17 protein-coding genes and 1 tRNA gene are annotated in these 20,831 nt (G+C 34.0%); 6 read left to right on the top strand and 12 right to left on the bottom strand.

Going from position 1 to position 20,831, the window contains the following annotated elements:
- Positions 1-20: 20 nt before the first annotated feature.
- Both K7G76_RS01375 and K7G76_RS01380 read left to right on the top strand, forming a co-directional pair.
- Positions 21-1,067: an OmpA family protein gene (locus K7G76_RS01375; RefSeq protein WP_223032411.1), complete on the top strand. Its 1,047-nt coding sequence runs from the start codon at positions 21-23 to the stop codon at positions 1,065-1,067.
- A gap of 3 nt (positions 1,068-1,070) precedes the next feature.
- On the top strand, positions 1,071-2,342 hold the full coding sequence (locus K7G76_RS01380; protein WP_223032412.1) for an MFS transporter: 1,272 nt from the start codon (positions 1,071-1,073) through the stop codon (positions 2,340-2,342).
- On the opposite strand, the gene K7G76_RS01385 is transcribed toward K7G76_RS01380, so the two are convergent.
- Together K7G76_RS01385 and K7G76_RS01390 are read right to left on the bottom strand one after the other, a co-directional pair.
- The gene (locus K7G76_RS01385; RefSeq protein ID WP_223032413.1) at positions 2,339-3,091 is read right to left on the bottom strand and encodes a UDP-2,3-diacylglucosamine diphosphatase; all 753 of its coding nucleotides are present in this window, start codon (positions 3,089-3,091) and stop codon (positions 2,339-2,341) included. The two genes, K7G76_RS01380 and K7G76_RS01385, sit on opposite strands and share 4 nt — an antisense overlap.
- 48 nt (positions 3,092-3,139) lie before the next feature.
- On the bottom strand, positions 3,140-3,589 hold the full coding sequence (locus K7G76_RS01390) for a 6-pyruvoyl trahydropterin synthase family protein (protein ID WP_223032414.1): 450 nt from the start codon (positions 3,587-3,589) through the stop codon (positions 3,140-3,142).
- Between the two features lie 90 nt (positions 3,590-3,679).
- On the opposite strand from K7G76_RS01390, the gene K7G76_RS01395 reads away from it, so the two are divergent.
- Positions 3,680-4,321: a 2OG-Fe(II) oxygenase gene (locus K7G76_RS01395; RefSeq protein ID WP_223032415.1), complete on the top strand. Its 642-nt coding sequence runs from the start codon at positions 3,680-3,682 to the stop codon at positions 4,319-4,321.
- A gap of 83 nt (positions 4,322-4,404) precedes the next feature.
- Here the strand turns inward: K7G76_RS01395 and K7G76_RS01400 are convergent, their stop codons facing one another.
- From K7G76_RS01400 to K7G76_RS01410, 3 genes are read right to left on the bottom strand one after another with little or no spacing between them, the layout of a single operon-like run.
- The gene (locus K7G76_RS01400; RefSeq protein ID WP_223032416.1) at positions 4,405-4,581 is read right to left on the bottom strand and encodes a hypothetical protein; all 177 of its coding nucleotides are present in this window, start codon (positions 4,579-4,581) and stop codon (positions 4,405-4,407) included.
- Between the two features lie 23 nt (positions 4,582-4,604).
- The gene (locus K7G76_RS01405; protein WP_223032417.1) at positions 4,605-5,939 is read right to left on the bottom strand and encodes an MATE family efflux transporter; all 1,335 of its coding nucleotides are present in this window, start codon (positions 5,937-5,939) and stop codon (positions 4,605-4,607) included.
- The gene (locus tag K7G76_RS01410) at positions 5,936-6,436 is read right to left on the bottom strand and encodes a GNAT family N-acetyltransferase (RefSeq protein ID WP_223032418.1); all 501 of its coding nucleotides are present in this window, start codon (positions 6,434-6,436) and stop codon (positions 5,936-5,938) included. The genes K7G76_RS01405 and K7G76_RS01410 overlap by 4 nt, the downstream gene beginning before the upstream one ends.
- 56 nt (positions 6,437-6,492) lie before the next feature.
- On the opposite strand from K7G76_RS01410, the gene K7G76_RS01415 reads away from it, so the two are divergent.
- Together K7G76_RS01415 and K7G76_RS01420 are read left to right on the top strand one after the other, a co-directional pair.
- Entirely contained in the window at positions 6,493-7,290 is a 798-nt protein-coding gene (locus K7G76_RS01415) for a universal stress protein (protein WP_223032419.1), read from the top strand.
- 3 nt (positions 7,291-7,293) lie between these two features.
- Positions 7,294-7,367, top strand: a tRNA-Ala gene (locus K7G76_RS01420).
- A 33-nt stretch (positions 7,368-7,400) separates the two neighbouring features.
- Here the strand turns inward: K7G76_RS01420 and K7G76_RS01425 are convergent.
- The 5 genes from K7G76_RS01425 to K7G76_RS01445 form a co-directional block, all read right to left on the bottom strand.
- Positions 7,401-7,934 carry a hypothetical protein gene (locus tag K7G76_RS01425; RefSeq protein WP_223032420.1) on the bottom strand — a complete coding sequence of 178 codons (534 nt, stop codon included), beginning with the start codon at positions 7,932-7,934 and terminating at the stop codon, positions 7,401-7,403.
- Between the two features lie 5 nt (positions 7,935-7,939).
- Entirely contained in the window at positions 7,940-10,699 is a 2,760-nt protein-coding gene (locus K7G76_RS01430; RefSeq protein WP_223032421.1) for a PD-(D/E)XK nuclease family protein, read from the bottom strand.
- A 62-nt stretch (positions 10,700-10,761) separates the two neighbouring features.
- Positions 10,762-12,126, bottom strand: a complete 1,365-nt coding sequence (locus K7G76_RS01435) for an OmpA family protein (protein ID WP_223032422.1) — start codon at positions 12,124-12,126, stop codon at positions 10,762-10,764.
- A 125-nt stretch (positions 12,127-12,251) separates the two neighbouring features.
- Entirely contained in the window at positions 12,252-13,445 is a 1,194-nt protein-coding gene (gene kbl, locus K7G76_RS01440; RefSeq protein WP_223032423.1) for a glycine C-acetyltransferase, read from the bottom strand.
- Between the two features lie 20 nt (positions 13,446-13,465).
- Positions 13,466-16,609: a UvrD-helicase domain-containing protein gene (locus K7G76_RS01445; protein WP_223032424.1), complete on the bottom strand. Its 3,144-nt coding sequence runs from the start codon at positions 16,607-16,609 to the stop codon at positions 13,466-13,468.
- Positions 16,610-16,731: 122 nt separating this feature from the next.
- Between K7G76_RS01445 and K7G76_RS01450 the strand changes: the two genes are divergently transcribed.
- Entirely contained in the window at positions 16,732-17,340 is a 609-nt protein-coding gene (locus K7G76_RS01450) for a superoxide dismutase (RefSeq protein WP_223032425.1), read from the top strand.
- A gap of 484 nt (positions 17,341-17,824) precedes the next feature.
- Here K7G76_RS01450 and K7G76_RS01455 read toward each other — a convergent pair whose 3' ends face one another.
- Together K7G76_RS01455 and K7G76_RS01460 are read right to left on the bottom strand one after the other, a co-directional pair.
- The gene (locus K7G76_RS01455; RefSeq protein WP_223032426.1) at positions 17,825-19,723 is read right to left on the bottom strand and encodes an amidophosphoribosyltransferase; all 1,899 of its coding nucleotides are present in this window, start codon (positions 19,721-19,723) and stop codon (positions 17,825-17,827) included.
- A gap of 49 nt (positions 19,724-19,772) precedes the next feature.
- Positions 19,773-20,699, bottom strand: a complete 927-nt coding sequence (locus K7G76_RS01460) for a PfkB family carbohydrate kinase (protein WP_223032427.1) — start codon at positions 20,697-20,699, stop codon at positions 19,773-19,775.
- Positions 20,700-20,831 lie beyond the last annotated feature (132 nt).

Below are 20,831 nucleotides of genomic sequence, written 5' to 3' on the forward strand. Positions count from 1 at the left end.
TCCTGTGTTTTCAACTCACGATGTCACAAAATTTGGTTTTAAACCCGAGTTTTGAGGAGTATAAAAGATGCCCATCAATAATAGGAAATTTTAATCATAATGTCACTGATTGGAACACCCCAAATTTTGGCTCAACCGATTATTTTAATGCGTGTAGTAAGGACGTTGGAGAAACTAATTTTTTTGGCGAACAAAGTTCTAGATCAGGAAATGGTTTTGCTGGGATGTACGTTTTGGCACCTGAAAATTATCGAGAATATGTTCAAGGGCAATTATCAAGGCCATTGATTATTGGTGATACTTATACGATGACGTTTTACATCAGTTTGGCCGAAAAGTGTAGCCATGCCATTCGGGATTTGGGTGTTTTGTTTTTAAAAGAGCCCTTTAAGCGGGAATCAGATGAATACATAAACTTAAATAAGATTTTGAATGAAATTTCTGATAGTTATTTTGTGTTGATCAATAGTCAAAGTCACTACATTGAAAAAACAGGTTGGGAAAAAATAACGTTTGAATACACGGCCAAGGGATTTGAATCAAATTTTATTATTGGAAACTTCGATAAAAACAGTAAAATTTCCAAAATAAAGATGCACAGCACAAAAGATCCAGATGCTTCCTATTACTTTATTGATGATGTCAGTATCGAGCCTTTACATTCTGAAACAATATCTTATTCAGAGTCACAAACTATAGAAAAAGACCAAGTATTAGAGAACGATAAAGTGTATACCTTAAAGAATGTTCTTTACGATTTTGACAAACATGAATTATTGGAATCTTCTAAAGCAGAATTAAATCAGCTTTATAAATATTTAGATGCCAATAAGCGCCTGCAAATTGAAATTTATGGTCATACCGATGATGTAGGCACTCAAAAACGAAATGATGAACTGTCCTTATTACGTGCCAAGGAAGTTGCTTTATATTTAATTTCAAAAGGCTTAAGGCCAGAGCGTATTACAGCAACAGGATACGGCAACAAATTTCCAGTCGCCGACAACGACTCTGAAGAAGGTCGCGCACTGAACAGGCGTGTGGAGTTCAAACTAATTTTTAAATAATCTATGCAGAAAAATGACCCTTACGCAGCATTACGAATCAAAGAATTCAACATCTTTTTGGTTTTGCGTTTTGCTTTGGTTTTGGCTTGGTCCATGCAATTTGTCGTTATTGAATGGCAAGTCTATGCATTAACTGAAGATCCTCTAGCTCTTGGGATCATTGGTCTTTGTGAATTTTTACCTGCGTTTTTATTAGCACCATTTGCAGGCCATATTGTCGATAAAAAGGAAAAGCGAAACCTATTTATGCGCTGCATTGCGTTGTTTTCATTGATAAGTTTTGGGCTGTTTTGGCTGACCTCTGAAACCATTGAATTGTCATGGAGTACCAAAACTATTTTGTTTGGCATTTATAGCTTGGTGTTTTTTGGAGGAGTTTTAAGGGCCTTTTTTGGTCCAACTATTTTTTCGCTCATTGCCTTATTGGTTCCAAAAAGGGTGTATCCAAATGCTGCCACATGGAGTAGTAGTACTTGGAAAGGTGCCAATGTTTTTGGTGCGCTATTGGGTGGCTTTTTAATTGCCTGGATTGGAGTTCACATTACATTGGGCATTATATTTCTATTGGTGCTATTAGCCTTGTTTTTGGTTTTTCAAATAAAGAAGAAACCCATTTTAAATAAAGAAGTTTATGAATCTGTAAGAGATAGTTTGGAAGCCGGAATACGGTTTGTGTTTAATGACAAAGTTATTTTAGGCGCACTAACTTTAGATATGATCGCCGTTTTGTTTGGTGGTGCTGTTGCTATTTTTGCTGTGTTTGCAAAAGATATTTTAGATGCAGGACCCAAAGGATTCGGCATACTAAATGCCGCACTGTCCTCTGGGAGCATTATTACTATGTTAGCAACAACCTATATTCCCATTACCAAGAATACTGGAAAAAAATTACTGGTTTCGGTTTTTGGATTTGGTGTCTGCATGATAATTTTTGGAGCATCAAAACTGATGTGGTTAAGTGTTTTGGCCTTGTTCTTTTCCGGTGTTTTTGATGGCATTTCTATGGTGGTTCGACAAACCATACTACAACTCAAAACACCTGATGATATGCGAGGTCGTGTAGGCGCTGTTAACTCTATGTTTGTTGGATCTTCTAACGAACTAGGAGCACTGGAAAGCGGAATTGCTGCCAGGTTGTTTGGAGCGCCCTTAGCGGTGATGTTAGGAGGCACTGTGACAATGATAGTGGTTGCTATAATAGGCACCAAAAACAAACCATTAAGAGAGTTAGACTTGACAAAAGATATAGAGGAGCATGAAAAAGAAGAAATTTAAAACTTCTTCAACTCAAAATTGTCACCATCAAAAACACCATAGGTATAATAGTTTATCCAATCGCCCAAGTTGATATATTTAGATGTTTGGTTGAGGTCTATTTCAAGCGGTAAATGTCTGTGTCCAAATACAAAATAATCTCGGTGTTTGTCTTCCAATTTACGTTTGCAGTATTGTACCAACCACTCATTATCCTCGCCTAAAAACTTGGCATCTTCATCACCGGAAATCAATCTGTTTTTTACGGACAAATGTTGTGCTAGTCTAACACCTAAATCAGGATGCAACCATCTGAAGAGCCATTTACTAAACGGGTTGGTAAAAACCTTTTTCATGCGCTTATAACCCTTGTCACCAGGACCTAACCCATCACCATGACCAATAAAAAAGGTTTTGTTGTTAAAGGTGTATTCTTGCGGTTTATGGTACACAGGAATATTGAGTTCTTTTTCAAAATAACCATTCATCCATAAATCGTGATTGCCCACAAAGTAATAAATGGGAATGCCCGAATCTGTGATTTCGGCCAATTTACCAAGAGTCCTTGTAAAGCCCTTTGGAACTACGGTTTTGTATTCAAACCAAAAATCGAATAAATCGCCCATTAGGAAAACAGCTGCTGCATCTTGTTTGATTTCGTCCAACCAAGCTACAAATTTAAGCTCTCGAGGGCGAGAAGCTTCTTGTGTTGGCGCACCCAAATGGTTGTCTGATGCGAAGTAAATCTTTTTTCCTTGTGGGATATTCATGTAGTAAATATAATAGATGCTGAAGCAAGTTCAGCATGACAAATTAAATTAATTATCACTAGCATACCATTCAGCAAAACTGGTTTCGGTTTCTTGTAATTTTAATGAATGTAATACAATGTGATTAGGTAAATGCTTTTTTATCTTTTCAGCAAAATCAATAACCATCATCTCACTTGTTGGCTGGTAGTCTACTAATAGGATATTATGCCCTCGGTCTTTTAATTCTTTTGCCAACTCTACATGGGGTGTGTTTTTGTTAAACACAGTGGCATGATCAAACACGTCCACAATTTCATGTTTTACAATCTTCTTTAAGTCACCAAAGTCTATTACCATACCGTATTTTACATTATCGTTGTCTGATATGGGTTCTCCAATAACTGTTACCGACAATTTATAACTGTGGCCATGCACATTTTTGCATTTCCCATCATAGCCATAAAGTGCATGTCCTGTCTCGAAAGAGAATTGTTTGGTGATTCGAATATTACTCATAATATAATTTTTCATTGCAAAGATAATTGTTTTGTAAAAGCAATTGATTTTTAGATTACATTTGCGCACTTTTTTTAAAACCAGCGACCTATGGATCAATTATTTGAAGCCATTGATTTTGTTGAAAACCCACTTTATGAAAAGATTATAAGTGATATTTCAACGCAACAATACAGTATTGTTGAGAATTTTTTTTCGTACGATGAAGTTTCTATTTTAAGAGGGTCGTTATTAAGCAAACAAGAAGAAGACAACTTTAAAAAGGCGGCTATTGGAAATCGCGTAAATGAAACTATTGCAAAATCTATTAGAGGCGATATGATTCTGTGGATGGATGAATCTAAAGCGGATGATAAAGAGAAGCTATTTTTTAACAAAATAAATGATTTGGTTTCGTATTTAAACAAAACCTGTTTCATGGGTATTTTGCAAAAGGAGTTTCATTATGCTTTATATCCTGAAGGGACGTTTTACAGGAGACATTTAGATACATTTCAAAATGATGATAGACGAAAATTGTCCTTTGTATGCTATTTAAATGAAGATGGTTGGCTTCCAGAAAATGGCGGTGAATTGGTATTGTATTTCTATGAAAATGGACAGGAAGTGGAAAAGGTTATCTATCCGTTTCCTGGACGGGTTGTTATTTTTGAAAGTCAGGTTTTAGAGCACGAAGTAAAACCTGTTAAAACAGAACGCATGAGTATTACAGGCTGGCTGAAAACCCGATAATTAACGACGTTTGTTGCGATTGTAAACGTAAATGATAATCAGTACTATTGCCAGTACCAAAAAAAGCATGTTTCCTCCCATTATTAGTCTTTATTAAGTTTGTTTTTGTTGTATCTGTAAATGACGTAAGCAATAATTACCAATACAACAAAAGGCAACATAGAACCTATAAACACACCAATTTCATAGGAGTTGTCAGGTGCCTCTTTTATTTTTTCTTCAATATTTGCACCTTGTAGTATGGGTAACAGTGTTAACATATACAACTATTTACTAGTCAAAGTTAACGGTTTTGGGAGAGTGGCAAAAATTCTTTTCTAAATTTTACGATAAGCGGTAAACCTCTTGCAATAATCCATAACGTAAAAGCCGTAAAAATAGCGTACAACTTGTAATCCATTGAATCCAACCAAAACAATACCGGTACAAAAACTAAAAATGTTGAAAACAGAAGTATGTTTCGTAATGTTTTCATCTTACCCATGCCTTTAAACATGCCGTCAAAAATAAAGGCCACTGCACATAAGGGTTGCATAGCCAACACTATCCAAAAGACCTTGTAAAATTCGTTTAAAACAGCTTCGTCCTTTGTAAATAGTGTGCCAATAGGATAGTATATAAATGTACCCAATATTGCCATTGTAATGCCTACTACAATACCATATTTAATAAGCTGGTTGCTTAATTTCAACAATTTACCATAATCTTTGGCGCCATATAATTTACCAGAAAGTATATTGCCTGCACTTGCATAGCCATCAATAATAAAAGCGCCCAAAAACCAAAGATTAATAGCAATGGTATAAGCAGCAATATATTCCTTGCCGTAACTAGTTGAAAAAGCACTTGCATAATATAGGGTAACATTAAGAGCTAAAGTTCTAATAAAGAGGTTCATAATCATAAGTAGGAATCGCTTTATTTCGCTGTTAAAAGGCAAACTGAAACGCAAAGGAATTGTGGTTTTGGTCAACAAATAATAAGCGGAAACCAATGCCATTAATAATTGCGCGATAACACTAGCATAAGCTGCTCCTTTGATATTCATAGCAGGTATAAAGCCTTCAATACCAAATACTAATATAAAATCCAAAACTATATTTGTTGTTGCGCCAACAATAGCGATTATCATAGGATAAAAGGTGTTTTGCAGCCCTCTAAAAGTACCGAATACAGCTATTGTGAATAGCGTGAACGGAAATCCAAATACACGAATTCTATAATAGTCCACACTGTAGTCTAATATTAAATGAGAAGCATTATAGAGTTTAAAAATGTGTTCCGCTAAAGGATAGGTAATAAGAATAATGAGAATACTTAAAGAAGTAATTATGAAAATGGCTTGAGCTGGTAGGTTTTTTACCTTGTCCAAATTGTCGGCACCAACATATTGTGAGACAATGGATGAAATGGCGCTACGCGTTTGCCCCAATACCCAAATGAGCATGGAAATAAATGCGCCCACTATTCCAACAGCAGCCAAGGATTCGGTTGCGTCTACTGGCATGTTTCCAACTATGGCTGTATCAGTAATTGATAAAATAGGTTCAGACACTCCTGAAATTAATGCAGGAATGGCCAATTTATTAATATGTTTTAAACTGATGCTTGTACTCAAATCACTAATTCATAACAATAAAAAGGATGTTCACTTTGATTGGGAAAATAAACAATCCCTAGTTTTTTGTAACCGCGAATTTCGTAAAACTTTTGGTTTCTTTTGTTCTGCGAAAACGTATCTAATCTTATAGTGGAATAGCTATTATCTATTGCTTGTTTTTCGGCAAAGTCCATTAAAGATCGTGCATAACCCTTTCCTTGGTGTTTAGGATGAATGGCCAACCTATGAATATATACACTATTATTATTTTCAATTAACCATTGAATTGTTTTGTATTCTTCATCCATAAAAGTTGATATAGCTATACAGCCCACAACTTCATTGTCAATTTCAATAACGTAAAGCTCTCCTCTTGAAACATCATTTTCAAATGCTTTACGGTTAGGATAAGATGCATTCCATTGATAAATACCATTCTTTATCATAAACAAGGCGCAAGCATTTGTAATACCTAATATGGTATCAATATCAAGATTTGTTGCTTTACGAATCATATTTAATGTTTACTTTTGCATAGATTTCTCGTAAATTTAGTTTTAAATTATTGATTATGAAGAATATTTTAGTTCCAGTTGGATCATCCAAAAATGCGGTTAGTCATTTACAATATGCAGTTGATTTTGCACAGGCATTTGGAGCCAAACTGTATGTTGTTCAGGTATATAATGTTTACACCAAAGCAGGAACTATGATTAAAGTAGATCATATTTTAGAACGTGAAAGCTATGAATTTCTTAAAGTTCATGTCGCTAAAGTTGATACTAAGAATGTTGATGTTGTTATTAAAACGTTTAAAGGGAAATTAGTAGACACCCTTGAATTGGTTTGCCAATCGTTAGATATAGATTTAATTATGATTGAGCCGCGAACAAATTCTGTTAAAGATGAAGTGTATTTAGGCAAGACCTCAGGTAAAATTATTAAGCAAACTAATATTCCTGCACTTATCGTTCCAGAAGGTTTAAAATATAGGCCTATTGTATATATATTAATGGCGTTGAAATCGGCTATTATGAAAAAGCAAGGTGCTTTAACACCATTGATTGATATTAAAAACCAATATAAGTCCATAGTAAATTTGTTGTTGGTAAAAACACCTTTCTATAATGAAGGCGATTTTGAAATTAATGAAGCTTTACAAAGCATTATTACCAATACAACATATTCTGAAAATGCTACAACATTCCAAGGTGTTTTAGAACATTATAAAGATAACGACCCCGATATGTTATGTGTTGTTAGACGTAAGCGCGGATTTTTCAGTAAATTGTGGGAGAAAAATACTATATTAAAAAAAGATTTTCAAAGTACAACCCTTCCTGTTTTAGTATTAAGCGGGTTGAAATAAAATGGGGCATTAGCTCAGTTGGCTAGAGCGCTACGCTGGCAGCGTAGAGGCCATCGGTTCGAATCCGATATGCTCCACATGAAAGACCGTTCTTTTTTAGAACGGTTTTTTTATGAGAGTTGTTTTTTTAAAGCAGTAATGGAATTGACATTGTTCAGGTCTTTATTGTCAATTTCATATAAGTCTGCAAAGGTTGTAAATGTTGTTTTGTCAAAGCGAGTTCTTGTACTCCCTTTAGGATAGAAACGGCGTTTTTTTATAAATTCCTCTTTTGAAATCCAACCGCAAACCGTTAACATATGTTTGGTTTTGTGATAACTGCAAAAAATATAGATGTTGGTTTTAAAGTAATCTTGGAGTTTTAAAAAATTATTAGTGTAACCAGGCTTTACAGATGTTGTTCTTCCCATAGTTTTAATATCAATAGTTTTGTTGGCAAAAACAATATCTACACCATCATCAAAACCCGAAGAGCCATTTACATAACCTTTATCAAAGAGTTCCATGACTACTGATTGGCCAATCAAACCAGTAAGTTGTTGCTCCTTGGTTCCATTTGCTGTAAAACGTTTGCCAAAGTCATGCATGGAAACCATGGTTTTGCAATGCTCAATCAGTTTTGGTTTTACGGCTATAGTGAACATAGTTTTTAAATCTCTTTTTCTATAAAGGGAACTTTTGGATTACAAATTTCTATTATGAGTTGTTTAAGTTCTCTAGTGAAGTCAGCTAAAATTTCTTGGTCAATGTATTCTATTTTTTTTGCGTACGAACCCGCTCTATCTTTCTTCGCGAACTTTAAAAACCCTTGATTTAGATTTTTAAAGGAAATAATTCCAGCTTCTACCTGCTCTTGTGGCTTCTTGTAGGCTTCCATCATAAGGGCATACGATAGCACCTGAAATGATTTGCTGTATTTATCATAATCGGTTGTTATATCTTCCCAATTAACAACTTCAACTTTCCCTTTATCTACTTTTCCAGATTTATAGTCAATAATTCTAATTACACCATTTCTTTTATCTACACGGTCAACAGTTCCTTTAAGAAACACAGGAAAATCAATTTCGGGAAAATCCAATGGTATTTTGTTCTCCGATTCAATGGCCAGTATTTTAATAGTGTTGCCATTTTTCAAATCGGTTAACTCCAAATCTAAAAAGTTTAAAATATAGCGTTTTGCAATTTCAAAAATAATTAAATTTTTCCCTTTTGAAATATAGCCTTCCATATACAAGCTTTTAAAATGTCTTGTAACAGTTTCCTCAATTTGAGGCTTCATGAGTTCAACATCTTGAACGTGTATTTCAAGACCAACAAAAGGGGCGTAAAAATCTTCAAGGGTATTATGTATAACGGTTCCTAAAGTATTAGCCGCAATGGTTTCCTCAACATCATCATACTCCTTTATTTTCAATATTTTTTTATAATAAAAGTCTAAAGGGTTTCTAACATAAGTTGTTAGAGATGATGGAGAAAAGCCATCTTCGGAAATTTGTTTTAGGCGACTTAAGACATCTGGTGTTTTGTAAATTTTGTTTGGGTCTTTTTTTGTTTTTGGAACTTTAGGAGCGACTAAACTATGTTTTATGTTGTGTATATTTTCTATTTCAAGTTGCTTAATGAATCTGCTTTTTTCACCTCCAGAGAGGGTATCAATTTCAGTATTATATAAGATAAACACATTTTTAGCACGATTTAATATCTTATAAAAATGATACGCATAAATAGCATCCTTTTCTTTATAAGTAGGAAGCTTGTTTTCTACTTTAACATCAAAAGGGATAAATGAATTTTGGGTTTTCCCTGAAGGCAAAATACCTTCATTTACTGATGAAATAATTACCGTTTCAAAATCTAAAACGCGACTTTCTAACATGCCCATTATCTGTAAGCCTTCAAGAGGCTCCCCTTTAAAGTCTAAAGTTTCTGAACTCAACAACTCATTATAAACACTATGTAATGTGCCGATATCGTTTACGTAGTTATGAGATTCATTAAGTTGCTCAATTTCGTTGAACAACTCATGAAATCGAAATAAATATTCTAAAGCTAATACATGGTCTTGTTTATTGTTTTTGAAACTTGATTTTATTAATAAAATAAGGTCTTGGCATTTTTGTAAACCAGTTTTTGCGTTGTCCTGCCAAAAACTAAACAGAACAGAAATAATATGCTCATTTTTAGGAGATAGTTTTTGGAGTCGCTCTTCATCTAAATAAACTATGTTATTTGATTGAATAGTATATATTATTTCTGAAACTTTATTAGAATTCCCTACATTAAATAATGGATTTACAAACTCATGAGAAAGGATGCTAATAATATCTTTATAATAGAATGAAGCACTTTTTTTCTTTTGAATAGAGAATAGCTTTTCAAAAAGAGAAGCTAAAGGGACTGTTTTTAATTCTAATCCCATTGTGACATTTAGAGCGTTTACATTTTTTGGTATAGAGTTAAGCACAGGTAATAATAAGGTTTCATCTGAAAGAATTATGGCTGTACTATTCAATGAATTATTTGATTTTTGTAGATCACTTAAAATGGTTCCTATATATTTGGCTTGACCTACGTTTTTAGGGATGCCATAGACTTGGATGTTTTTCTCTTTTGAATAATTATTTGATACCCAATTAAAAGGCTTGTTTTTAAAGAAATTCCATTTTCTTGAGTACTGCTTAATAAATAAAGCAACATCATGATTTTTTGACTCGTAAAATACGTGGTCTATATCCCAATATATATATCCTAAATCATTTTGAAGTATTTCTTGTATTATAGTTTCTTCAGCCGTGTTTAATGCATTAAACCCTAAAAACACGTGTTTTTTTGTTGAACTGTTTTCAATATAACTTTGAATATTCTCTACAGCTTCTCTGTAAATTAAACCTTGATAAGCTTTACCTTCTGAAATTAAAGCGTCCTTAAATTCAAAATAGTAATTTTTTAGACGTTTCCAGAATGTCAAATAGCGGTTAATAAGTTCTGTTTTATTGGATTCTACAGACCAATGATTAACTTCTTTAATGGCGCTTAAATAATCGAAAATATTATTTTGAGGGATTAGGTGTCGATCAATTTCATTAAAATCTTGAATTAAAACTTGAGCCCATTTTGAAAACTCTTCAAATGAATAAACGTTATTAGTTGTATGGACTTTAAGGTAGCTTTTATAGAAGTTAAAAAGCAATTCTATATTTGAAACTGATTTTAAATCGGAGAGCTCTTCAACAAATTCTTCAATGCTGTATATAGATGGTGAAAAAACAGGCTGCTCTATGGATTGAGAGATATAGTATTTTAAAAATGTGCCTGCGCGTTTACTTGGAAGAATAAAGACTAACTCTGAAAATTCGAGTTTTTTACGTTTTAAATCATTTAGTACATCTTCAATAAACGTTGTCATATTATAAAAATAAAAAACGCCTCGAAATATCGAGGCGTTTTTCTATAAATTAAGTTGATTAATTATTTAATTAAATTAATTTCAACTCTTCTGTTATTAGCTCTACCAGCTCTAGTCTTGTTAGAATCAATTGGTCTTGACTCACCGTAACCTGCATGCTCTAATCTGTTAGAAGCAATTCCGTTTGTGATTAGGTAATTCATAACAGAACTAGCTCTTTCTTTAGAAAGTTTTTCATTAGTAGCTTCACTACCAACGCTATCTGTATGACCTTCAATCATGAATCTTGCATTAGGATATTCTTTTAAGATATCAATGATGTTTTGTAATACTTCAGCTGAAGAATCTTTAATAGTTGATTTACCTGTATCGAATAAGATAGTTTTAGCGTAAGCATTTAAAGCTTTCTTAACAGCTTCAGTTACTTCAGGACATCCGTTGTTAGCAACTGTACCAACTTTGTCTGGACATAAGTCATCTTTGTCTGGAACACCGTCACCATCTCTGTCTGGCCAAGGGCAACCTTTGTTAGCTGCAGGACCAGCAACAGTTGGGCACTCATCATCTTTATCAGCAACACCGTCACCATCTGAATCTGGGCAACCATTTAATTCTTTAGGACCAGCTTCTGTTGGACAAGCATCATCTTTGTCTGGAATACCATCACCATCAGTATCAGGACAACCATTGAATTCAGCAGGACCAGCTTCGTTTGGACAAGAATCTTTACTATCTTCTATACCATCACCATCAGTATCAGGACAACCGTTAAATTCAGCTAAACCAAATACTTCTGGACAAGCATCGTCTTTATCATAAATGCCATCACCATCAGTATCTTTTCCACCAAACTGAACAGTAACACCTACAGTGTGTTGGAAGTGAGTAGATAAGTAATCTTCGAATGCATGCTTATAAGCAGATTGAGCAGTAAGACCAATATTTTCTGTAATCCAGAAATTGATACCAATAGTACCATTTAATGTTCCAGCTCCAATTGAGTCAACCCAAGTGTAACCACCACCAACTCCTAAATAAGGATCTAGCCATGAATTATTAATCATTGAGCCAAACTTGTACATAACAACACCGTCTAAACCAAAATAAGAAGCTCCATTGTAAGTAGTGTCATCATCACCAAAATAATCTATTTTGTTGATAGAAGCAGTAGCACCTACAGTAAAACCACTATTGATATAACGATAAACTGAAAGTGTAGATAATGAAGGTAAAATATTCCAATGGTCTTCAGCATTAAAATACTCATCTAAAAAGTCACCTAGTGGAGGATCTTCACCAGTTGGATAGAAATCAACCGCGTTTATTCCAAAGGTAACAGCCCAAGGGTTGTTTTCATCTTGTGCGTAAGTGTTGCTTAAACCTAACATAAGCAACAAAGCGAACAATAATCTGCTAAGATTTTTCATATTCAAAAATTTAATTTTTAAGTGTTAATTGTAAGCAAAAGTAAGTTGTTAAATATTATTAACAAAGACAAATATAGAAAAATATTGGATATTTCCCCTAAAATGTAGCACTTTGTCAAAAAAAATCAAATAATTTCTAAAGCCTTTCCAACTTTTTTAAAAGCGGCAATTGCTTTGTCAAGATGTGTTTTATTATGGGCTGCTGAAAGTTGAACTCGTATTCTTGCTTTTTCTTTTGGGACAACTGGAAAAAAGAAGCCAATAACATATATGCCTTCGTCTAACAACATATTAGCCATGGTCTGTGAGAGCTTTGCATCGTAAAGCATGATGGGCACAATGGCAGAATCACCATCAATAATATCAAAGCCGGCAGTTTGCATTTCGGATTTAAAGTAGTTGGTATTCCATTCTAACTTGTCTCGCAATGACGTGTCATTTTTTAACAAATCGAATACTTTTATGGATGCACCAACAATTGCAGGGGCCAAAGAGTTTGAAAACAAGTAAGGTCTTGAGCGCTGTCTTAACATTTCAATAATCTCTTTCTTGCCTGTGGTGTAGCCTCCCATAGCCCCACCCAATGCTTTTCCTAATGTTCCGGTAATGATATCTATTCGGGCCATCACTCCTTTTTCTTCTAATGTTCCACGACCTGTTTCGCCAATAAACCCGGCAGCGTGGCACTCGTCTATCATGACTAATGCATCATATTTATCGGCTAAATCGCAAATCTGATCTAAAGGTGCTACTAGACCATCCATAGAAAAGACACCATCAGTAACTATAATTTTAAATCGAGCACCATTTTTGTTGGCTTCAACAAGCTGTTTTTCCAAATCAGCCATGTCGTTATTTTGATAACGATAGCGCGCTGCCTTACACAAGCGAACACCATCGATAATTGAAGCGTGATTTAAGGAGTCTGAAATAATAGCATCTTCAGGGCCCAATAACGGTTCAAAAACACCGCCATTGGCATCAAAAGCAGCTGCGTAAAGAATGGTATCTTCGGTTCCATAAAAATCGGCGATTTTACTTTCAAGTTCTTTGTGAATATCTTGTGTTCCGCAAATAAAACGAACCGAAGACATCCCAAAGCCATGGGTGTCCATAACGTCTTTTGCAGCTTGAATAACTTCGGGGTGAGCAGATAATCCTAAATAATTGTTGGCACAAAAATTCAATACTTTTTCGCCAGTATTTAATGTGATTTCTGCTCCTTGTGCTGATGTAATTATGCGTTCGGTTTTAAATAAACCATTATCTTTTATGGCTTGTAATTCGTTTTCTAAATGTTCTTGTATTTTGCCGTACATGAGTTTTGTTTTTTGCAAATTTAAAATTCTTTTACTTCAATTCCATCATTTATATAAACAAGTATTTGTTTGATAACTTTATACTTCATTTTAGTTAAAACAGCTTTGTAATCGTCTAGTTGAGATATATGTTTGTTGTCAGATTGACCCGATTTGTAATCAATTATTACAACTTCATTTTTGTCATTAATATTCAATCTGTCTGGGCGTAATATTTTTCCAGATTTTGAAATAATATCCAGTTCATTATAAACGTTGTAATCAGCTGTAAAATAACCAGCTAATTTCGAGTGGTTTACAATGCTTTTCACCAAAGGTTCTAACAGAGTTATTTGACTAATGTTGTAGGTTTTATCGTCTTTAAATTTACTAATAGCTAGATTAACATCGTCTGAAGTTTTTATAAATGACATAATTTGATGTACAAGGTTTCCTTTTTCAATAGCTTTGCCTTGGGCTGTATCCCATAAATAACCCGAATTAGTTATTATTTTAATATCATGACTTTCTTTAGAAACACTTATATATTTTAATTCTTCTAAATCGCTAGAGACATTTTCTAGTGGTGATGGTTTCCTTTTCTTTGTACCAAAACCATAATTTAGTTTTGCTTCATCCCATAAGTTTAGTTCTTTAAGATAGCTTATAAAGAAACCTGCATAAGTATTCGGGTTTACATCTCCTTTTGAGTTTATGTCCTTTTTTGAAATAATATGTAGCTGTTCAACAGGTCTTGTTAATGCAACGTATAACAGATTGAGATTGTCTAATTCTAATTCAGACTGATGCCTATTGAATATAGCTTGGCCTTTAGTTCCAAAATGGTCAAACTGTTTTGAATAGTTTAGGAGCGCATAATTAAATCCGTTATATTGTTCTGAATCTAGTTGAAACCACTCTTTAGGTTCTTTTTCTTGATAAATATTGAGGTCTGCATAAGGAAAAATAACAACAGGGAATTCCAAACCTTTAGATTTGTGAATGGTCATGATTTGTACTGCATTAAAACCTTGTGGAGAAACAATACTTAATTGTGATTTTTTAGATTCATAATAGTCTAAAAAGCTAATAATATCTGCTTGCTTTTTGCGAGTGAAATCTAAAACTACATCCATAAAATATTGAACAAAAGCATCAGAATCAGGTGCGAGGTTAAATTCTCTTATGAGTGTTTCTGCGAGTTCGAATAGAGAAAGCTGGGATAAATAGGCAATACTCGTTTTGTGCCCTAAAGCTTCAAACAATTCAGGATTGGCAATGTTTAAATATTTTTTAAAAAAGGTATGCTTGTCTGTAATGTTGTTTTGGTTTGCAATGAAGTTGAGTACTTCAACTTTAGTTTCAATATTTTCTGGTTGCGTAATTAATTGTAAGACGTGAATTATAAAACGGATTTTTGGAGAATTATTGATGAGCAAGGTTTCAGAAGACATAATAGAAATATCGTTAGCGCTTAAGTATTCTGAAACCGCAATGCCTTCTTTCTTTTTTCGTACAAGAACACAAATATCATTTAATTCAAAACCATTGCCAAGGCAATTTAAAATGGCTTCATACACCTGTTTAGAGTAGAGTTCATTTTTGTCAAATTCGGTATTAGAGTCTATATCAAGAAAGCTCAAGTTAACACAACCAGCATGCTTTTTTTCAATATTTTGATCAATGGATGTGTAAAGATTTTGATAATATGTATTGCTAAATACAGAAGAGGAAAGAAACCTAAAAAAACCATTGTTAAAAGTTACAATTTCATGATAACTTCTAAAATTTGACGCCAATGATATAACTTTCGGCTCAACAGGAAACGGGTTTTTGGTCTTGTTGAATAAATCAATAAACTGTTCTGCTTGGCCTCCTCGCCATCGATAAATAGCTTGTTTAGCATCTCCAACCAACATGGCTGTACCGTTTTCTGCCGATAAAGCATTGTCTAAAAGAGGGATTAAATTTTCCCACTGTAATTGCGAAGTATCTTGAAACTCGTCGATAAAATAATGTTTGAATTTTTCACCTAAACGTTCATAGATAAAAGGCGTGGGTTGACCTTTAATTTCGTTGCTAATCAAAGTATTGAATTCTGAAATAAGGAGCAGGCTCTCTTCAGTTTTTAATTGGGTTACTTCTTTTTGAATTTCGTTTAAAACCGATAATGGTGTGATGTTGCTGTAAATGCTTTTTAAAAATTTATGTAAATAAAATAAATTCCGTGTTTCATTAAATTTATCAACAAGTGTGGGTTTTACATCATCTAAAATAGCTTTAATGTTTTCAGGTGTTTTAGATTCAGGGTATAATGGTTTTTCTTCTAATTTTAGAACCCAAGTTTTATCATAATCATATTCCAGATTTAAATCTTTTAATTTTAAAAAATAATTGGGTAGATAAGCTCTGCTCCCACCAAGAAAGTCGTTAAACTCGAGTCCGCATTCAGAAATAAGTGTAAGTGCAGACCGGCAGGTGTTTACTAGGTTTTGCTCAACGTCTTGAATTTTAATTCTAATAGATTTTTTAAATACTTTAAAGTCTTGAGATGTTTTACCTTTTAAGCTGTTGAGAAATGCCCAATCATTTTCATTGGTTAAGAGCTTGGCAATCTTGTTAAAGTCAAAGGAAATATCCCAGCTTTTGTCATCATCTGCTTTTTCAATAGCAAAGTCTACAAGTAGTTTGGTTAATTCCTTTTCTGTTCCCGCTTTTGATATAAGTCTGTCTACAGCCTCATTAAGTACGCGGTCGGTATCCAGTTCAACCTCAAAATTTAAAGGGAGTTTTAAATCGTAGGCAAAGGTTCTTATTAATTTGTGCGTGAGACCATCTATGGTTGAAACGTCGAAAGCGGCATAATTATGCAAAATTTCATCGAGTATTATCTTGCTTTTTTCATGGATGTTTCGCGCAGAAAGATGCAGCTCATCACGTATTAAATTGAATAAATCTGTCGGGCTTTCTAAAATTGAAGGCGAAGAAAATTCAGTTAAGGCTTCAAGAATTCTAGACTTCATTTCGCCAGCTGCTTTATTGGTAAATGTAATGGCTAAAATGTGCTTAAAATGAGAAGGCAATTTGGCTTGAAATAAAAGCGACAAATACGATTTAACAAGTGTAAAGGTTTTACCACTTCCTGCCGATGCGTTATAAATTAAAAACGAGTTGCCTTCAGACATTAAATAAATTTTGATACAAGATAAAAACTATCAATGATTTGATAGGTATTTATTATTTTTAATTGCTACCTATTATCCTTAAATTTGATGGAATTTAATATTAACAAATAAAAATAGAAATTATGGCTTTCGAATTACCGAAATTAAAATATGCTTATGATGCTTTAGAGCCTCATATAGACGCACGTACAATGGAAATACACCACTCAAAGCACCATGCTGGTTATACGTCTAAATTAAATGCCGCGGTAGAGGGAACCGATTTAGAAGGTAAGACCATTGAAAATATTCTAACCAATTTAGATTTGGCAAACATGGGTGTTAGAAATAATGGCGGAGGTTTTTACAACCATTCCTTATTCTGGGACGTTATGAATCCAGATGATAGAGGTTATCTTTCTGGCGAGTTAAAAGATGCTATAGAAGCAGAGTATGGTTCTAAAGATACTTTTGTTGAGGCTTTTAGTAAAGCAGCCGCTACACAATTTGGTTCTGGTTGGGCTTGGCTGTGTGTTCACAAAGGAGGAAAAGTTGAAGTGTGTTCAACACCTAATCAAGATAATCCTTTAATGCCTGGGGTTGGCTGTGGCGGAACGCCTATTTTAGGTTTAGATGTTTGGGAGCACGCCTATTATCTTAACTATCAAAATAGACGTCCTGATTATATTGATGCGTTCTTTAAAGTCATTAATTGGAACGAAGTTGAAAGACGTTATGCAGAAGCAAAATAAACCTAATGCATAAAACAACAAAAAAGGCGAGCAGAAGTTCGCCTTTTTTGTTGTTTTATGGTTTTGAAAAAGAGGAAAAAGTTTAGAGTGTTTTTATATTGAAAATGAAAAAAGGTGAACAGAAGTTCACCTTTTTTGCCCCAAATCTACCATAAACTTAACCTACTTATGTTATGGTGGAGCAAATATAACGTTGCTTTTCTTAAATGAAAAAAATTAATAGATAAACGACTAATAAATTGGCTAAAGGAAACAAAATGAAGTTTTTAAGTGGTGTTATAGGGCAAAAATAGAAGTCAAATAAAAAAAGGCGAACGATAGTTCACCTTTTTTTGCCCCAAATCTACCATGAACTTAACCTACTTATGTTATGGTAGTACTAATGTAGATTTTATTTATTTAGAAACGTATAAAAAATAGATAAACTGCATTTTTTTTAGCTTAAAAGCATATTTTATCAGATAAACTGCATATTTTCAACAACTTAATAAGCCCGTTCTTTATTCCCTTCAAAGAAATTAATGAACGCTTTATTTACTACTCTGTTTCCACCAGAAGTTGGGTAATCTCCGGTAAAATACCAATCGCCTAAATTTTTAGGGCAGGCTTTATGTAAATTCTCTACAGATTGAAAAATAGTTTGCACTTCGGCATTAACAGTATCATCACAAATTAATTCTGCAATTTTGTTGGAGATTTCTTCATCTGTAAATTCTGCATATAAATCCTTAACAAAATTCCTAACATCCTTATCTTCCAAATCTACTTGCGCTTTACATTTATTGTATACTTCTTGTACCAAGTAATATTTATTGTTTTCTTCCAATAAATCTAACATAGCCCTAAAGGCAATTAAATCTTCTAATCGCGCCATATCAATCCCATAGCAATCAGGATATCGTATTTGTGGGGCTGATGATACTACAACTATCTTTTTAGGATTTAGGCGATCCATCATTTTAATAATACTCTTTTTTAAGGTTGTGCCTCTAACAATACTGTCATCAATAATAACTAGATTGTCTGTGGGTTTAATTACGCCATAGGTCACATCATAAACGTGAGCAACCAAATCGTCACGACTACTATCCTCTGTTATAAATGTTCGTAGTTTAACATCCTTTATTGCTATTTTTTCAATACGTGGTCGTTCAGACAAAATATCGGTAACAGTCTCGGCACTTAAGCCACCTTTTCCATCTAAAATGGCTTGTGTTTTCTTTTGGTTTAAATAATCTTCAACGGTTTCAATCATGCCAAAAAATGAGGTTTCGGCAGTATTTGGTATAAAAGAAAACACTGTATTTCTTGTGTCGTTATCTATGGCTTCAAGTACTTTCGGCATTAACAGCTTTCCAAGTTCTTTGCGCTCCTGATAGATTTCGGCATCACTCCCTCTTGAAAAATAAATACGTTCAAACGAGCAGGCTTTGCGTTCCAAAGGTTCTATAATTTTATGAATAGAAACTTCTCCAGATTTTTTAGTAATAATGGCATGGCCGGGTTCCAATTCTTTTACATCATCAAAATCCACATTGAAAACGGTTTGTATAACTGGTCTTTCTGATGCTACCACCACCACTTCATCGTCTTTATAATAATATGCTGGTCTGATGCCTGCAGGATCACGTAACACAAACGAATCGCCATGACCCAATAAACCGGCCATGGCATAACCACCATCCCAATTTTTGGAAGCTTTTTTCAATATTTTGGCAACGTTTAAACGCTCTGCAATTAAGGGTGAGCATTCGCTTTTGCTATAGCCTTCCTTTTTTAACTTTTTGTATGCTTTAGATACGGCATCATCAAGGAAATGACCAATTTTTTCCATAATGGTTATAGTATCGGCTTTTTCCTTAGGGTGTTGCCCTAATTTTACTAAACCATCAAACAACTGATTTACATTGGTCATATTAAAATTTCCGGCAACAATAAGATTACGATGCATCCAATTATTTTGACGTAAGAAAGGATGCACGCTTTCAACGCTGTTTTTGCCAAAAGTTCCGTATCGCACATGCCCCAATAAAACTTCACCTATGTATGGGATGTGTTTTTTTTGTAAGGCTACATCATTGGCATATTCAGGGTGTTCTGTAAGGTCTTTATTAATGCGGTCATTAATTTGGGCAAAAATATCTTGTATTGGTTGTTGTGCAATAGATCGTACACGGCTTATATAACGCTCACCTGGCTTGGTGTCTAATTTAATACTTGCAAATCCTGCACCATCTTGACCACGATTGTGCTGTTTTTCCATCATTAAATACATTTTGTTTACACCATAAAAGGCACTGCCATATTTCTCCTTGTAATATTCTAATGGCTTAAGGAGTCTTATTTGTGCAATTCCGCATTCGTGTTTTAAAGCGTCACTCATTGTTTTAGTTATGTAATTAAAAAACGCGCTCGTTTTTGAGCGCGTTAGTTTATGTTAATTCAATTTCAAATTGTGTCAAATTTTTAAACTGCTGTAGGCGTTTAAGAACTTCAGGATCATTTAAATCCTTCATACGTTCTGTTCCAAATTTTTCTACGCAAAACGAGGCTAATGCCGAACCAAAAACAACTGCATTTTTCATGTTTTCGAAAGAGACATTATCTGTTCTTGCAAGATAACCAATGAAGCCACCAGCAAAGGTGTCGCCAGCTCCGGTGGGATCAAATACTTCTTCTAGTGGCAACGCAGGCGCATAAAACACATTGTCATCATGAAACAATAAAGCACCGTGTTCACCTTTTTTTATAACCACATATTTTGGTCCCATTTCATGAATTTTTTTAGCAGCAACAACCAAAGAGTATTCGCCGGTTAGTTGTCTGGCCTCTTCATCATTAATGGTAATAACATCTACTTTACGTATTACTTTATGTAAATCTTCAAGAGCATTGTCCATCCAAAAATTCATGGTGTCTAAAACCACGAGTTTAGGTTTGCGGGTCATTTGCTCTAAAACACTCAATTGAACAATAGGGTGCAGATTGCCTAACATAACATATTCTGCATCTTTATAATCTTGAGGAACAATGGGGTTAAAATCGGCAAGTACGTTCAATTCTGTTGCCAATGTATCGCGTGTGTTCATGTCGTTATGATAGCGTCCGCTCCAAAAAAAGGTTTTACCATCTTTTACAATTTCAACACCAGAAATATCAATGTTTTTCTTTTCTAATAAATTAAGATATTCTTCAGGAAAATCACCTCCAACAACAGAAACAACAGAAGTATTAATATCAAATTGTGATGCAGCAAGACCAATAAAAGTGGCAGCGCCACCAAGTATTTTATCGGTTTTTCCAAAAGGCGTTTCAATGGCATCAAAAGCAACGGTTCCTACAATAACTAGCTTGCTCATAAAATAGTTTCAAAATTTGCTGCAAATATACGGTTTTTTAACAGTCCACTATTATAAATTGTCAACTCACTATTTTTTATTTTCAAATAAGGAAGAAAATGTTGAGGTTTGATTAGAACAAATAAAAAACAA

The organism is Hanstruepera marina, assembly GCF_019880635.1.
Taxonomy (GTDB): Bacteria; Bacteroidota; Bacteroidia; order Flavobacteriales; family Flavobacteriaceae; genus Hanstruepera; species Hanstruepera marina.

Bases quoted from the DNA above. Each gene is read 5' to 3' on its own strand.
- K7G76_RS01375 (WP_223032411.1), top strand. From the start codon at position 21: ATGTCACAAAATTTGGTTTTAAACCCGAGTTTTGAGGAGTATAAAAGA.
- K7G76_RS01380 (WP_223032412.1), top strand. From the start codon at position 1,071: ATGCAGAAAAATGACCCTTACGCAGCATTACGAATCAAAGAATTCAAC.
- K7G76_RS01385 (WP_223032413.1), bottom strand. From the start codon at position 3,091: ATGAATATCCCACAAGGAAAAAAGATTTACTTCGCATCAGACAACCAT.
- K7G76_RS01390 (WP_223032414.1), bottom strand. From the start codon at position 3,589: ATGAGTAATATTCGAATCACCAAACAATTCTCTTTCGAGACAGGACAT.
- K7G76_RS01395 (WP_223032415.1), top strand. From the start codon at position 3,680: ATGGATCAATTATTTGAAGCCATTGATTTTGTTGAAAACCCACTTTAT.
- K7G76_RS01400 (WP_223032416.1), bottom strand. From the start codon at position 4,581: ATGTTAACACTGTTACCCATACTACAAGGTGCAAATATTGAAGAAAAA.
- K7G76_RS01410 (WP_223032418.1), bottom strand. From the start codon at position 6,436: ATGATTCGTAAAGCAACAAATCTTGATATTGATACCATATTAGGTATT.
- K7G76_RS01415 (WP_223032419.1), top strand. From the start codon at position 6,493: ATGAAGAATATTTTAGTTCCAGTTGGATCATCCAAAAATGCGGTTAGT.
- K7G76_RS01425 (WP_223032420.1), bottom strand. From the start codon at position 7,934: ATGTTCACTATAGCCGTAAAACCAAAACTGATTGAGCATTGCAAAACC.
- K7G76_RS01430 (WP_223032421.1), bottom strand. From the start codon at position 10,699: ATGACAACGTTTATTGAAGATGTACTAAATGATTTAAAACGTAAAAAA.
- K7G76_RS01435 (WP_223032422.1), bottom strand. From the start codon at position 12,126: ATGAAAAATCTTAGCAGATTATTGTTCGCTTTGTTGCTTATGTTAGGT.
- kbl (WP_223032423.1), bottom strand. From the start codon at position 13,445: ATGTACGGCAAAATACAAGAACATTTAGAAAACGAATTACAAGCCATA.
- K7G76_RS01445 (WP_223032424.1), bottom strand. From the start codon at position 16,609: ATGTCTGAAGGCAACTCGTTTTTAATTTATAACGCATCGGCAGGAAGT.
- K7G76_RS01450 (WP_223032425.1), top strand. From the start codon at position 16,732: ATGGCTTTCGAATTACCGAAATTAAAATATGCTTATGATGCTTTAGAG.
- K7G76_RS01455 (WP_223032426.1), bottom strand. From the start codon at position 19,723: ATGAGTGACGCTTTAAAACACGAATGCGGAATTGCACAAATAAGACTC.
- K7G76_RS01460 (WP_223032427.1), bottom strand. From the start codon at position 20,699: ATGAGCAAGCTAGTTATTGTAGGAACCGTTGCTTTTGATGCCATTGAA.